Origin of the sequence: Paenibacillus sp. LjRoot56 (assembly GCF_964253335.1) — a bacterium.
Classification (GTDB): domain Bacteria; phylum Bacillota; class Bacilli; order Paenibacillales; family NBRC-103111; genus Paenibacillus_E; species Paenibacillus_E allorhizoplanae.
On record NZ_CAXURV020000002.1, the window covers coordinates 859,072 to 874,184 of the forward strand.

Genomic DNA, 15,113 nt, shown 5'->3' on the forward strand with positions numbered 1-15,113 from the left:
GAAAGCTCAAGATGTCAGAAAATAATTTACTATCGAAGAATAGTGCGCCGCATAGTGATGTTGAACAAATTAAAATCCGCAGTAATTATTTACGCGGAAGTCTAGAAGAAACGCTTGAAAATCGCATCACAGGTTCCATCCCTGAGGATGACAACCGTTTGATGAAATTCCACGGCAGCTACATGCAAGACGATCGTGACTTGCGTAATGAACGTGCGAAGCAGAAGCTTGAGCCTGCCTATCAGTTCATGCTACGCGTACGTGCTGCAGGCGGTATCGTAACCTCTGACCAATGGTTGATGATGGATCGTGTTGCTCAGAAGTATGCGAATGGCACCATTCGTCTTACAACACGTCAATCCTTTCAATTGCATGGCGTGATCAAATGGAACATGAAGAAAACGATTCAAGAAGTTAACGCATCTATGCTAAGCACGCTTGCTGCATGTGGCGACGTGAATCGTAACGTGATGTGTAACCCGAACCCCTACCAATCCGAAATTCACGGCGAGGTATATGAGTGGGCGAATCGCATCTCAAACCACTTGGATCCACGTACGAGAGCGTATCATGAGATTTGGTTAGACGGCGAGAAGATCGTCGATAGCCGCGACGCAGAAGAGCAAGAGCCGATTTACGGACCTGTGTATTTGCCGCGTAAGTTCAAAATCGGTATCGCAGTTCCACCATCCAACGATGTGGATGTATATTCACAAGATCTTGGTTACATCGCGGTTATTGAAGATGGCCGTTTGGTGGGCTTTAACGTATCCGTCGGTGGCGGTATGGGGATGTCTCACGGAGATGTCAAAACGTATCCGCAAGTTGGTCAAGTGATCGGCTTCATTAAGCCGGAGCAGGCTGTTGATCTAGCTGAGAAAACAGTCATGATCCAACGCGATTACGGGGATCGTTCCGTTCGTAAGCATGCTCGTTTCAAATACACAATCGACGATCGCGGTATTGAGTGGTTCGTGAATGAACTACAAACGCGTCTAGGTTGGAACCTTGAGCCAGCTCGCGCCTTTCATTTCGAATCCAATGGAGATCGTTATGGTTGGGTGAAGGGCAGCAATGGCAAATGGCATTTCACAATGTTCATTCAGAACGGCCGCGTGATGGATGATGGAGACTATCGCTTGATGACAGGTCTTCGTGAAATTGCAAAGATCCACAGTGGTGATTTCCGACTTACGTCGAATCAGAACTTGATCATCGGCAACGTCAGCGCTCAGAAAAAGAAGAAAATTGAAGAACTGATCAAAGATCACGGCATTACGGATGGTCTACACTACTCCGCATTGCGTAGAAACTCGATGGCGTGTGTTGCGTTCCCGACTTGCGGACTCGCAATGGCGGAATCGGAGCGTTACCTGCCTTCTTTGATTACAAAAGTAGAGTCTATTCTTGAAGGTGTTGGCCTTCGTGAGCAGGAAATTACGATTCGCATGACAGGTTGCCCGAATGGTTGCGCACGACCAATGCTTGCTGAACTTGCGTTCATCGGTAAGGCTGCAGGCAAGTACAACATGTACCTTGGTGGCGGATTTGCAGGAAACCGCTTGAATAAATTGTACAAAGAAAACATCGGTGAATCCGAGATTCTGGATTCCTTGCAAACGATCATTCCTCATTATGCCAAAGAGCGTCAACATGAAGAACACTTCGGTGACTTCGTTATCCGCGCTGGTTATGTGAAAGAAGTTCGTTCAGGTCAAGATTTCCACGCTTAAAAATGAAAAGAGCAGTTCGAGTCGTTCGCGACTTGAACTGCTTTTTTTGTTCCGCGGCGTGGAAGTGTTCCGTGACGAGGTAGCTCGTAAATGCTTAGTTTGTGTGGAAGGAGTGATTTTGGTGGGGGGCGTGTTTTGGAGTAGCTAGATAGATTGGGTTGTAGACAGTTCAGAAACTTACACCATATCTTAGCCGGCTATCTAATGCGAAATAGATGGAAAATCTCCATCTATTTCCTTTGATTTCTCGTCGATAAGGGAGATAACTGGAAAAACTCCAGCTATTTTCGGTCGTTTCCTGCCAAACTAACAGAAACTCGAAAATTAGCTGGAGTTTTTCCATCTAAATGTTAAAAACACCTGATTTACGTGGAATTAGCTGTATGTTTTCCAGTTAAAGCTGTGTTTGAGCTTGGAATGGAGCTATAAAACTCGTTTATGCAACGTAGCGAGAGGTGAATGGAGTTTGCCGCTCGTCTCTCACCTGTTCCCGCGATCATTGACTCATTCCCTTACCTGTCTCCTCACTGTGCCCCCTTGCTCACCCAAAACGTTACATTATCCCCAGCCAAGCCCTTGGTTCCTGCTTTTGGTTCCTGTTTCGTTACGATACCTTTGGCCTGGGTGCTTGTTTCAATGACGAAGTTGTAGTGAAGTCCCGCAGCTAGAGCGAGCTGTTCCGCATCCGCTTGTGTCTTGCCTACCAGATTAGGTACTTCAGTTTCCTTGGCAGCTTCATTCATACTCGTTAGCTTAGCATTTGGTGTGGCGCTTGGGCTTCCGGTTGCTATTGGTGTACTTGTTGGCGTAGGAGAGATGATGACGACGGTTTGAACAACCTTTGGCTCTGGCCACAGATACCATACAGAGATAATCCCTATCACGAGAGCTGAAACGGAACCTAGCGCAATCCATTTAGCCGAACGAGTAGATCGGGTATGGCTCTCATATTGTGTAGTTGGCAGTACTTCTGTTGTCTCCTCAGAGATCAGCTCATCTTGTTTTATACTTTTGTTGTTAGGGTTGCTAGGGACAGAAGGAGGTAAACTCCGCAGTCCGAATACGAGTGAGGATAGCGAAGACTGCCCATGACATATAAATTTGATGAGGCGAATCAAAGCTAATTTTTGCTCTGTCGTCGCACTTGGAATCGAAGCACGCTCCAGACTCGTATGCATAACCTCGAATGTGTCGGAAATCGTTTCGCTCCCCGTAAGCAGCTGAATCATTAAGCGGCAAAGGCCAACGGCTCCTTGCTCTTGATGTTCATCTACCTCCCAATAATTGATGACGGAAAGTTTATTCTGATCGGTTAACCATAAATTATCTGGACGTACGGAAAAGCCTGTAATCTTGTCTTCCATCGCATCTAACAAGGAAACTCCTAGGTCGCTAATAATCGCGACAACAGCGGCATAGGTCCATTTGCGTTTGAACATGGTATGGGCAAACAGCGAACCACTTTTGGCTTGTAAAATAATGGTGACGGCATCCTGGGCGATAGATGTATCCAACATGTGATGAAATCCATCGTGAATAAACGCGGCTTTATCCTGAAGTGAGCTTATGTAATCGACACCGAGTTGATTGTGACGAAGCGCTTTACGATACAGTAATACTTTGCGAGTCAGAAATACATCATCACCATAATGGAGAGTTCCATGAGGGAAAGAGACGATTTGTGTACTTGGCACGTATCGTGTACCTATTCGATCGGGCATGGAATAACCATCCTCTCTGGCGTGTATGATTGGTTTACCCTTTATTATAAAGGATTCGAAGGCAGATAGGAATTTAGGAGTACTCGTTATAAAAAATCACATAATTAAGTGAAAAATTTGTGGAATTTTATCAAAATAGTTCGAACTGCCTGTATTTAGATAGGATTCGTTGTAAGATGGGTCCATAAATTAAGTTTCGCGTAAGGATAGTTGACGCAAATGGAGGCGTGGATCAGGATGAAAGATAACCGAATGGGTACTAACTTGACTTCACCGTTGTTTAAGCAAGCAATTTACTTATTGAATAAACTTAGGTACCCGCATAAATTTTTCCTTATAGGTTGTGTATTCATAATTCCGATTACGCTGTTAGCCGAACAATTATTAGCTGGGACAACGCAAAATATGCGTGGAGCTAAACGCGAAATGTCAGGGATATCTGTTCAACGTGAATTGGGTGAATTATTGATCCGATTGGATCAATTCGGACAAAGTTTACCTTCGACGGACGGTGTTCAACCACCTGAGAAGACAGATTTGAAACAAATGCAAGTACAAATTGATCGTACCATGTCATGGTTGAAAGCGGAAGTGGAGCATGCCAATACATCATGGCTGGAAGAGAAATTTGTTTCAGCTATCTTGGAGCAGTGGCAATCAATTACTTCGAGTGTAGATGGGTTAAGTCAGAAGTACTATGAACTTCAACATGAGCAAATGGAACAACAGGTGATCCAACTCATACATACGGTTGAACAGCAGGCGAAACTGGATTTGGATCCTGAGGAAAGCACGAGTGCCCTCATAGACTTTACTGTACATCTTTTTCCTGCATTTTGGAACAATCTTGAGAAAATTGAGCGAAAAGGCATCGAAGTTGCTGCTCGTCGGTCTATCAAAAACCCAGAGGAACAAGAGGAATTAATCCATCTAAGTGGTGAAGGACAGTCTATTTTAACAGAGATTCAATCGGTTGGTGAACAGTTGCATAAGCTAAATCCTGAGACTGCCTCCATGAGTCTTGCCTTGCATGAAAAGAGCATATCGTCTGCGCTTGCAACATTCGGAGCATTGAATGAGAAGCTAGTCAACACGGGTGTTATTCAAATTACGGCGAAAGAATTCGCGGCTACATCACGTACATCCAAAGAGGCAGCGATTGCTCTGTATACGCACCAGATTAGCTTGTTAACCGAATTACTCCAACAACGTGTGGATGCTTATACGAAAAGTTTAGTGATTGACGCACTTATTGTACTGGGTGTACTGCTTCTAGCTGCGTATTTATTTATGGCTTTTTATATATCTGTGAAAAAGGGGATTGACGAGCTGGCTCGAGCTTCACAACTGCTTGTTGAAGGGGATATGACAGTCCGTGTCCAATCCCACTCTAAGGATGAATTTAGCAGTGTAGTAAACGCTTTTAATCACATTGCAGATAGCTTTACAGATGTTATTCGCCAGAGTCGACTTGTCGTTCAGCGAGCATTCGACTCGTCCAAGCAACTTCAATCGAATGTGAAGGATACCTCCGCTGATTCGAAGGTTATTCAGTCCATCATGACCAATATGGCACAAGGTTCGGAAGTCTTGATGAAAGGCTCAGAGGAAACCTCATTAGCGATGAACGAGGTGGCTGCCGGGGTTCAGCGCATTGCAGAAACATCTTCATTCGTCGCTGAAGCGGCCAACGAAGCTGCGCTCGAAGCAAGACAAGGCTTTGAAGATATGAACCTAGCTGTCCATCAAATGACTTCAATCAAAATGAAAGTATTTGAAACGGCAACCACGATCTCGGAGCTTGTTGATTTATGTACGCAGATTGATCGAATGCTTGATGTGATCACGGATATTTCCGATCAAACTCGGCTTCTGGCCTTGAATGCTTCCATTGAAGCGGCGAGAGCAGGTGATCAGGGTAGGGGGTTCCAGGTGGTCGCTACAGAGGTAAGGAAGTTAGCTGATCAATCAAGCGAATCTGCCAAGAACATTGTTCAGTTGATTGCGAAAGTGAAGAGCAGCTCTAAATCTGTCGTAGAGAAAGCGCAATTGGAGATTGCCGAAGTAGAGAAGGGGAGCTTGCTAATCACAAAGGTAGGCATCGTATTTGAATCGATCTTGCACGCTGTGAATCAGGTAGCGGAACAAATTCAGGAGGTCTCAGCCGCTTCTGAGCAAATATCCGCGAGTACACAGCAAGTATCCGCCTCGATGGAGGATAGTGTTCAGATTTCACGGAAAGCAACTTCTTACACACAAGATGTTACCTTGTCTCTACAGAAACAAGCAGCCTCGACCATGGAAGTCGAGCGCTCCTCAACAACATTGAATCACATTTCCGAGGAGCTATTACACGCATTAACTCATTTTCAGCTTGATTAATACGTATGGCATAAACCTTTCATTGCTGACTACCACAGCAATGAAAGGTTTTATTTTACTAGGATTATTCTATGCGTAAGCGGCTCTAAATGATATGATAGAGAAACCATGTTTTGACAAATTAAACCAAAATGAGGAGGAAGTATGTTGAAAAAGGTCGCAATTTTGGGTGGCGGTGTTGCTGGATTGAGTGCTGCTCATGAGCTGATCGTACGAGGATATGATGTGTCTGTTTACGAGTTTAAGAGTATTCCAGGCGGGAAAGCAAGAAGTATGCCTTATGTTGGTAGTGGAAAAGGTGGACGAAGGGATTTGCCGGGAGAACACGGCTTTCGTTTATTCCCGCGCTTTTATCGACATGTCATTGATACGTTGAAACGAATTCCTTACGAAAATAAAACCGTTTACGATAACTTAATGGAAGTAACGCGATTAGATATCGCTACCAATACAGCACCACTGCAGCCTCTCCCTGCCAAAATCGTAGTTAACAAAGATAATATAGCACTAGCGAAGGATCTGATAAGTCATAAGCTGGGGCTTACGAAAGAAGATTTAGAGCAATATGGTCGGAAGCTTTGGCAAGTCATGACGAGTTGTGAAGAGCGTATTCGCGAGGAATATGAAACGATCGATTGGTGGGATTTCATAGAAGCGGAGAAGCAATCTCCTGCATTCCAGAATATTTTTGCAGGTTTCACCAAAACGTTGGTTGCCTGTCAATCCAAAGTCGCAAGTACGCAAACTGTAGGGCCTGTAGCAGCTCAGATGACGCTTAATCTGTCTACACCAGGAACGAGCTTCGTGCGTCTCTTGAATGGGCCAACGAATGAGAAATGGATATATCCTTGGTTAACGTTTCTTCAGAGGCGAGGCGTGGACTATCATTTAAATGCCAAAGTTGAGCGAATCCATTGTGTTGACGGGATTATCCGCAGTGCGGAGATTACGGAGAACGGGGAAACGAGCCATATTGAAGCGGATTACTATATTGCTGCGTTCCCTGTTGAAGTGATGGGGCCTCTAATTACACAGGCTATGCTCGAGGCGGATCCAACTCTCCAAGGGGTTCAGAGGCTTGTGGATTCGGTCGCTTGGATGAACGGCATTCAATATTATTTGAAAGAAGACGTCCCCGTAACACATGGACATGTGATTTACTTGGATGCTCCATGGTCATTGACTTCCGTCTCCCAGAAACAATTTTGGCCAGATGTGAATTTAAGTGAATATGGTGATGGCAGCGTTAGAGGAGTTCTCTCCATTGATATTTCTGATTGGGATGCACCTGGTATTCTTTATGGTAAACCGGCGACCCATTGTACACCAGAAGAAATTAAGGAAGAAGTCTGGGCTCAGATGAAGCAAAGTCTGAATGTAGATGGTGCGGTTATTTTGAGGGACGAGAATCTTCATTCCTGGTTTTTGGATAGTGACATTCAATATGATGAAGTGGCAAAAGCTTGCACGAATGAAGCCCTTCTGTTCATTAATCGTGTCGGTACGTGGGAAGATCGGCCAGAAGCTTTCACTGGCATTCCGAATCTCTTCTTAGCGTCAGATTATGTACGTACAAACACGAATCTAGCGACGATGGAAGGGGCTAATGAAGCAGCGAGACGAGCGGTTAATGCCCTGTTGAAACAAGATGAATCAACAGAGATGCCATGTGAAATATGGGACATGTATAAATTCGAGATGGGGAATATCGATGTGTTAAAAGTTTTTCGACAGAAGGACAAGAAGCGCTTCGACAAAGGACTTCCTTGGAATGGCAAAGTTCTAAATTTTAAGTTCTGACAGGCGATTTTGTGAGGGGGGTATTAGGGTTGATTTTTCCGGATTTTGAGTTCATCAGACCCATCCACCAGGATGAACGGACGGTCCTATATCGTGCGGTTCATAAGCAGTCTATGGAGAAAGTAATGATTAAGACACTTCGTTCTGATTTTCCGATTTCCTCGGATATTGCCAGACTTAAGCGCGAGTATGAGATTGGGAAGATGCTGGATATTTCCTGCGTTCTTAAACCATTATCCCTTCCGAAATTCCAGAATAATTTTGCTTTGATTTTAGAAGACTTTGATGGCGAAGCATTAGCCAATTTATTCCCGGTGTTCAGAAAGTCTATTCAGGATTTCTTAGCAGCTGCCATTCAAATCGTCAAGATGGTTGGGGATGTTCATAAAAAGTATGTCATACATAAAGATATCAATCCAAGCAATATTTTCGTGAATTGGGAAAAGCAAATCATGAAGTTGGGTGATTTCAGCATCTCATCTTTTACAAGAGAGCGGCAAGAGATGCTGGATCCTTTGATGCTAGAGGGAACGCTTCAATATATGTCCCCAGAGCAAACAGGGCGAATGAATCGGATCATCGATTATCGGACGGATTACTATTCGTTAGGAGTTACGTTCTATGAAATGTTGACGGGGAGATTACCCTTCCAAACGGAAGATCCGGTGGAATTAATTCACGGGCATTTAGCAGTGACTCCTCCACCTCCTGATCAATTAGTGAACGGTATTCCTAAACCAATTTCTGATATGATCATGAAGCTGCTTTCCAAGAATGCCGAGGATCGCTATCAAAGTGCGTATGGTATCCTGCAGGATCTCGAATATTGCTTAGTGAAAATCAACGCTGGAGAGGATATTGGGGAATTTACAGTAGGGTTGTATGATATGACGGATCGATTTCAGATTCCGCAAGGCTTATATGGGCGAGACAAAGAGATCGATAAACTGCTGCATGTGTATGAGCAGGCCGTTCATGGCTCATTGGAAGCGGTTTGGGTAACAGGGGAATCTGGATTTGGTAAGACGTTCCTAATTGCTGAAACGATGAAAATGATTATGAAGGACCGTGGGTGGTTCCTCTCAGGACGATTCGAGCCGAATAAACAGCACGTATCCTACCACGCGCTCTCGCAAGCGCTGAGGGAATTAGTAAGACAGCTACTGACAGGTAAGAATAGGCAAATTGAAGAGTACCGTGACCGGTTGCTTAGTGTCTTAGGAACTAGCGGCAAAGTCATTATTGATCTTGTACCTGAGTTAGCTTTACTGATAGGCGAACAGCCGAATGCGAAGCAGCTTCCGCAAAAAGAAACGCAGAATCGTCTGCATTATTTGCTGCAACAATTTTTGTTGGTTTTTTCGGGGAAGGATCGACCGATCGTTCTATTCTTAGATGATCTGCAGTGGGCAGATACGGCGTCCTTACAATTTTTGGATCTGCTATTGAACAATACACAAATGAAATATTTCATGTTTATTGGTTCATATCGCGGTGAGTATGATACGAATTGGTTGTCTTCTATGCATGTTCAACTACTCGATAAGCTGCCGCAGCACCTTGTGTTGGATCGAATCGTGTTAAAAGCGTTGAAGCTAGAGGATGTTCAAACCTTGGTAGCGGAGTCCTTGATTTCGGATGAGGAGCACGTTACGGAGCTGGCTGTGCTTATTTTACAGAAGACCGGAGGCAATCCATTCTTCGTCAAACAATTTCTGACGGCCTTGCATGAGCAAGATTTACTCTCGTTTAATTATAAGGAAAATCGTTGGATCTGGGATATGAACGAGATTCAAAAATTGCGAATTACAGACAATCTGATGTTTCTTCTTGCTGAAAAATTAGATCGTATGCCACCGAATACGCAAAATATCTTGCGCTTAGCTGCTTGTTTGGGCGTTTCTTTTGACTTGGAAGCATTGGGTATTATTATGGGAAAATCCTTCGTCGACGCTTTGCAAGAGTTGGAACTGACGATACAGAATGGTTTGATTATCCCTGTAGGAACAGATTATAAATTCTATAACGATGCACAAGGTGAAGCGGCTGCGAGAGATATTCGGTTTATGTTTGTCCATGATTCCATTCAAGAAGCTGTATATGGCTCCGTTGAGGAATTGAAGCTGCCTGGGATGCATCTGAGCATCGCTCGGATGCTGCTGAAGGAACTGGCAAATAATGAGATTGAGAAGCGTCTGCTTGAAATTGTTAATCATATGAATTTAGGTTCATCACTCCTTAGTATGGATCATGAATTAATGCAATTACTTGAATTTAATTATAATGCGGGACGCAAAGCGAAATCCTCGAATGCGTATCGTTCGGCTATCCAATATTTTAATAAAGCATTAGAAGTGATGGATCAGATTGAGGGATTTGAGCAGAAAGAATTAGGTTTTGCGATTCGCTTGGAGAAGTCGGAATGCCTCTATTTGAGTGGTCAAGCGGAGGAGGCAGAAACCCTCTATGAGCAATTGCTGCTAGGACCATTATCCAACGAGCAGAAGCTAGAGGTCTATAATCTGCAAGTCGTCTTGCACACGAATATTGGCAAGCATCATCAGAGTATCAAGGTTGGATTAAAGGCATTAGCAGAGCATGGCATCCGATTGTCTGTTGCACCGTCTAACATGTATATCTTAATGACGTACATAAATGTGAGAGGTTTGATAGGGCGAAGAAGTACGCTGGAGCTGTATGATTTACCAATTATGGAAGATAAGTTTCGGATGAAATTAATTGATTTAATGATGAGTGTCGCGGTGTCTGCCTATTTCGTAAATACGAATTTATTCGTTCCTTTTATGTTAATTATGACGAAGCTTGCTTTGAAGTATGGGAATACGCCTTCGATGGCGTATGTGTATGGTGCGTATGGCCTGATTCTTGGGTCAGGCTTTGGAGATTACCAGAGGGGCTATCAATATGGTCAACTTGGCGAGCGGATGAACGCAAGGTTTCAATCTCACCAATATCGGAGTAAAAGTTATTTCTCATTGGGATTGTTCATTTCTCCTTGGGTGAAATCGTTACGCATTTGTCTGGAACACTTGAAAGAGTCATTTCGATGCGGCATTGAAGATGGCGATCTTGTGTTTGCCGGGTATGCGCTAACCTATCAGATGCTTATGAAGGATTTTCAGGGAGCTGTACTCGCGGAAGTTAAAGAAGATTTGGCCAAAAACTATCGCATTTTGGAACAGACGAATCATCATGATACCCTGCTTATGCTTGAGATGCTGCGAATGCTGACCTTGAATTTGGAAGGGATGTCGGTGAATCCGATCCTTTTCGGCAATCATCAAGAAGAGGAAGAACAATTCGTTAGTAAGCTTAAAGTTCACCCAAATCAGGTCATTATCCATGTATATTCGGTAAAAAAAATGATGCTGTACTATTTGTTCGGTTATTTTGAAGATGCAGTAAAGACAGGGAAGTCGACAGAGTTATATCAAGCTGCATCTTTTGGTTTATTTCATATACCTGAAAATTACTTCTATTATGTCCTCTCCATTGCAGCGGCATTTCCTGAGCTTCCAAGTGATGAACAGAGATGGCTTGCTAGGCGAGTTAAGAAAATGCTCAGAAAGATGGATAAGTGGGCTGCTCATTGTCCTGAGAACTATTCACACTTAACACTGCTCATGCATGCAGAGTGGAATCGTGTGAGGGGGTTTGGGCAATTAGCGGAGCAAGGATATGAATCGGCCATACGACAAGCGCGTGAGCAAGGATTTATTCAACATGAAGCCATGGCTTGCGAGATAGCGGGGAAATATTACAAGCAAAGTGGCCGCGAAAAATTCGCAAAAACGTATTTCGTTGATGCTTACTTTGGTTATGTGAATTGGGGGGCAAAAGCGAAGGCGGATGATCTAAGGCTTAGATATCCGGCTTACTTTACAGGTCGTGCGGAGTCACCTGATTGGGCAACAACCAAAATCAGTGATTATTCCTTACAAGCCATTGATTTCAAAACAATTATGAATACGTCGCGGTCCCTCTCAAGTGAAGTGAATCTAGAGCAACTGATCAAACGATTGATGGAGATTGTTACGTATTCTTCCGGTGCAGAGCGTAGTATTCTTGTTTTGAAAGATAAGGATCGCTTGTACGTTGAAGCGGAGATGCTTGCGAGCTCAGGGAAGGATTCCTGTAGGGTGAGCTCTGTTTTGCTCGAAACACGTGATAATGTTCCGCATTCCGTGATCCAGTATGTTGCGCGTATGAAAGAGGGGATCGTGTTAGATGATGCGGAGAAATCAACGCTTTTCTCGTACGATCCTTACATAAGACAAACGGAAAGTAAATCTATCTTCTGTGAACCGATTCTACATCAAGGTAATCTAATTGGTGTCTTTTATTTGGAAAACAATTTAATTCGCAATGCCTTTACATCAGATCGCTTGGATGTGATCAAGTTACTATCCGCTCAAGCTGCGATATCCATTGAGAATGCTAGATTATACAATGATCTAGAGTCCAAAGTAAAAGAACGTACAAATGAGTTAATCTTGATGGAGACTTCGCGGCGCGATCTTTTATCGAACATTTCCCACGATCTAGGGACGCCACTCACATCGATCCAAGGTTATGTAGAAGCGATTCTAGATGATGTCATTCAAGAACCAGAAGAACAGAAGAAATATTTGAGCGTAGTGCATATGCGTATCGTTGGTATTCAACGTTTAATTACGGATTTATATCAACTGAGCCGACTTGAAACGAAGCAGTTCCATTTCCAACTGGCCTCAACGTCTTGTATGACGATGATTCGTCAGCTTTTTGACAAATATGAATTGGATACTCAAAATGCTGGAATTGCCTACACGTTAAACATGGCGCAGATGAATGGGCAGGACATGCTGACTGTGGATGTGGATCGAATTGAGCAGGTGTATGCCAACATTATTTACAATGCGATTAAATTTTCGACCAAGGGATGTTCCATTCATGTTCAAGCCGAGATAAGGGACCAGCCACGTGAACTTGTTATTCGGGTATCCGACACAGGAGTGGGGATTAGTGAGGAGGATCTACCTCATATTTTCGAACGGTTCTATAAGGTATCCAAATCAAGAAGCAACTCGGGCGGAAGCGGCTTAGGGCTCGCAATAGCCAAGGAAATCGTGCAATATCATGGTGGGCAAATTTGGGCGGAAAGCCGATTAGGTGAGGGCTGCAGCATTTCATTCTCACTTCCTTTACATCGCATATAAGTGCTCTAAACCGTACATCTTACTAAGAGGTGTGCGGTTTTTCTCATGGAAAGGAGTGTCTATGCCAAAGGTGTTTCCAATGCTATTGAATTCGAGTTGTGATATACTTCTGTAGATATTAGTCATCGAAGGAGTTTACACACATATGCAATCATTTATTCAGTTTAATCCAACACGATTATGGTTTGGCGTAGGTCAGATCAAACAGTTGCAACAGGAGCTAGGAAATATCGGAAAACGCGTGCTGCTAGTTTATGGTGGAGGTAGTATCCGGGGAAATGGTGTATACGATGCTGTGATGAAGCAGCTTCTAGATAGGCAAGCCATTGTAGTCGAAATGTCGGGTGTTGAACCTAACCCCAGGTTGACAACAGTGAAAAAAGGTATTGAGCTATGCCGAGTAAATCAAATCGATCTGATCCTTGCTGTTGGTGGGGGAAGCGTCATTGATTGTGCTAAAGCCATTTCGATAGGTGTTTATTACGATGGGGATGTTTGGGACATCATTACGAGGAAAGTTGAACCGCAAGAGGCTCTGCCTCTGGGGACTGTATTAACACTAGCCGCGACAGGCTCGGAGATGAATAATATCTCTGTCATTACCAATTGGGATCGAAATGAGAAGCGCGGTTGGAGCAGTCCATTAGCTTATCCGGCTTTTTCTATTTTGGACCCTGCTTATACCACATCCGTTCCATTAGATCAGACGGTTTATGGCATTGTAGATATGATGTCACATGTGCTTGAACAATATTTCCACCGAACCGAGCATACCCCGATGATGGATCGTTTCATGGAAGCTGTCTTGCTGACCGTTATGGAGGCTGCGCCAAAGCTATTATCGAATCTGGAAGATATCGAGCATCGTGCGACGATTATGTATGCGGGAACTACCGCATTCAATGGTTTGCTGTCTTGTGGGACAGATGGAGGCGATTGGGCGTCTCATCAAATTGAGCATGGTTTATCCGCCGTTTACGATATTCCTCACGGAGGAGGACTTGCTATTGTATTCCCGAATTGGATGATGCATTGTGCAGAAGATGATCCTTCGCGGATGAAGAAATTGGCCATATCGGTTTTCGGGATCAATGACACGGGAAAAACGGATCACGAAGTGGCTCTAGAAGGAATTCAAGCCTTGCGTCAATTCTGGGATTCTCTTGGAGCGCCGAGCCAGCTCGGCTATTATGGTATTGATGATCAGCGCATCGAAGAATTAGTGCACAAATCATTTATGAAATCTACGATTGGTCAATATAAAGTCATGACTAGAGATACTGTCAGAGATATCTTGTTAAGGTCATTAGCATGAAATACTACGTGTATGTATTAGCTGGCGCTTGCAGCTTTGGGTTGTTGTCAACTTTCGTGAAGAAGGCTTACGAGTCTGGTTTCCATGTGGGTGAGGTGGTTGGCTCACAGATCTTTTTTGGACTCATTATGATGTGGATCATGGCTTTCGTAACGGCCAAATCAGCTAAACAAGGATCAGCAGAAGCCCAAACGTTTCGTGTTTCGCCTCGTAATGCCTTACTGCTTATGCTAGTAGGAACAAGCTCAGGCTTAACCGGGATATTTTATTATGCAGCATTGCAATACGTTTCCGCATCATTTGCCATACTTTTATTATTTCAATTTACATGGATTGGTATCGTCCTAGAAGCTATTATGGATCGAAAACGTCCCAGCAAAGATAAACTCATCGCACTTATTTTCTTATTTATCGGCATTATTATGGCAAGTGGTTATCTAAAAGGAAATCTGGAAGCACCCTCGTGGCTTGGAGTAGGGTTAGGATTGCTATCTGCATTGACGTACGCGGTGTTTATTGCCATGAGCGGTAAGGTTGCTAAGCAGATTGCGCCAATCACGCGAGGTGCTGTGATGCAAACAGGCTCCTTTATCATCGTCATGCTGATCTTCCCGCCTCATTTCTTGTGGAATGGCTCCTTGCATGAATCACTATTGCCATGGGCATTACTGCTAGCCTTGTTCGGTGTCGTAATACCCCCATTGTTCTTTGCCATCGGTGTACCGCGTATTGGCGGTGGAATGGCCACGATCATGAGCGCAGCGGAGCTGCCGACGGCTGTCATTATGTCCTTCATCGTACTCCACGAATCTGTGAGTGGACTGCAGTGGTTAGGTGTAATAGTGACGATGTTAGGCATAGCGTTGCCAGAGTTATTGAAACGAAGACAACGTGCCCATCGTCTTCAAACCGAATGATACAAGTGGATCTCCGAGTAAGCAGG

At 44.0% G+C, this 15,113-nt stretch carries 7 protein-coding genes; 6 read left to right on the forward strand and 1 reads right to left on the reverse strand.

Annotation, left to right across the window (positions count from 1 at the left end):
* Positions 1-11 precede the first annotated feature (11 nt).
* Complete coding sequence (cysI, locus tag ACSQ8O_RS16185; protein ID WP_236291092.1) at positions 12-1,733, forward strand: assimilatory sulfite reductase (NADPH) hemoprotein subunit; 1,722 nt, start codon at positions 12-14, stop codon at positions 1,731-1,733.
* A 524-nt stretch (positions 1,734-2,257) separates the two neighbouring features.
* Here cysI and ACSQ8O_RS16190 read toward each other — a convergent pair.
* Positions 2,258-3,454, reverse strand: coding sequence for a PASTA domain-containing protein (locus ACSQ8O_RS16190; protein ID WP_436242542.1), 1,197 nt, complete (start codon positions 3,452-3,454; stop codon positions 2,258-2,260).
* Between the two features lie 237 nt (positions 3,455-3,691).
* Between ACSQ8O_RS16190 and ACSQ8O_RS16195 the strand changes: the two genes are divergently transcribed.
* The 5 genes from ACSQ8O_RS16195 (at position 3,692) to ACSQ8O_RS16215 (ending at position 15,087) form a co-directional block, all read left to right on the forward strand.
* Positions 3,692-5,836 (forward strand): methyl-accepting chemotaxis protein, encoded by a 2,145-nt coding sequence (locus ACSQ8O_RS16195; protein WP_436242543.1) that lies wholly within the window; start codon positions 3,692-3,694, stop codon positions 5,834-5,836.
* A 144-nt stretch (positions 5,837-5,980) separates the two neighbouring features.
* The gene (locus ACSQ8O_RS16200) at positions 5,981-7,636 is read left to right on the forward strand and encodes a hydroxysqualene dehydroxylase (RefSeq protein ID WP_436242544.1); all 1,656 of its coding nucleotides are present in this window, start codon (positions 5,981-5,983) and stop codon (positions 7,634-7,636) included.
* Positions 7,637-7,665: 29 nt separating this feature from the next.
* On the forward strand, positions 7,666-12,855 hold the full coding sequence (locus ACSQ8O_RS16205; RefSeq protein WP_436242545.1) for an AAA family ATPase: 5,190 nt from the start codon (positions 7,666-7,668) through the stop codon (positions 12,853-12,855).
* 145 nt (positions 12,856-13,000) lie between these two features.
* The gene (locus ACSQ8O_RS16210) at positions 13,001-14,170 is read left to right on the forward strand and encodes an iron-containing alcohol dehydrogenase (RefSeq protein WP_436242546.1); all 1,170 of its coding nucleotides are present in this window, start codon (positions 13,001-13,003) and stop codon (positions 14,168-14,170) included.
* Positions 14,167-15,087: an EamA family transporter gene (locus tag ACSQ8O_RS16215; protein ID WP_056609977.1), complete on the forward strand. Its 921-nt coding sequence runs from the start codon at positions 14,167-14,169 to the stop codon at positions 15,085-15,087. Before ACSQ8O_RS16210 ends, ACSQ8O_RS16215 begins: the two co-directional genes overlap by 4 nt.
* Positions 15,088-15,113 lie beyond the last annotated feature (26 nt).

Excerpts from the sequence above, each read along its gene's own strand:
- ACSQ8O_RS16200 (WP_436242544.1), top strand. The coding sequence starts at position 5,981 with ATGTTGAAAAAGGTCGCAATTTTGGGTGGCGGTGTTGCTGGATTGAGT.
- ACSQ8O_RS16195 (WP_436242543.1), top strand. The coding sequence starts at position 3,692 with ATGAAAGATAACCGAATGGGTACTAACTTGACTTCACCGTTGTTTAAG.
- cysI (WP_236291092.1), top strand. The coding sequence starts at position 12 with ATGTCAGAAAATAATTTACTATCGAAGAATAGTGCGCCGCATAGTGAT.
- ACSQ8O_RS16190 (WP_436242542.1), bottom strand. The coding sequence starts at position 3,454 with ATGCCCGATCGAATAGGTACACGATACGTGCCAAGTACACAAATCGTC.
- ACSQ8O_RS16215 (WP_056609977.1), top strand. The coding sequence starts at position 14,167 with ATGAAATACTACGTGTATGTATTAGCTGGCGCTTGCAGCTTTGGGTTG.
- ACSQ8O_RS16210 (WP_436242546.1), top strand. The coding sequence starts at position 13,001 with ATGCAATCATTTATTCAGTTTAATCCAACACGATTATGGTTTGGCGTA.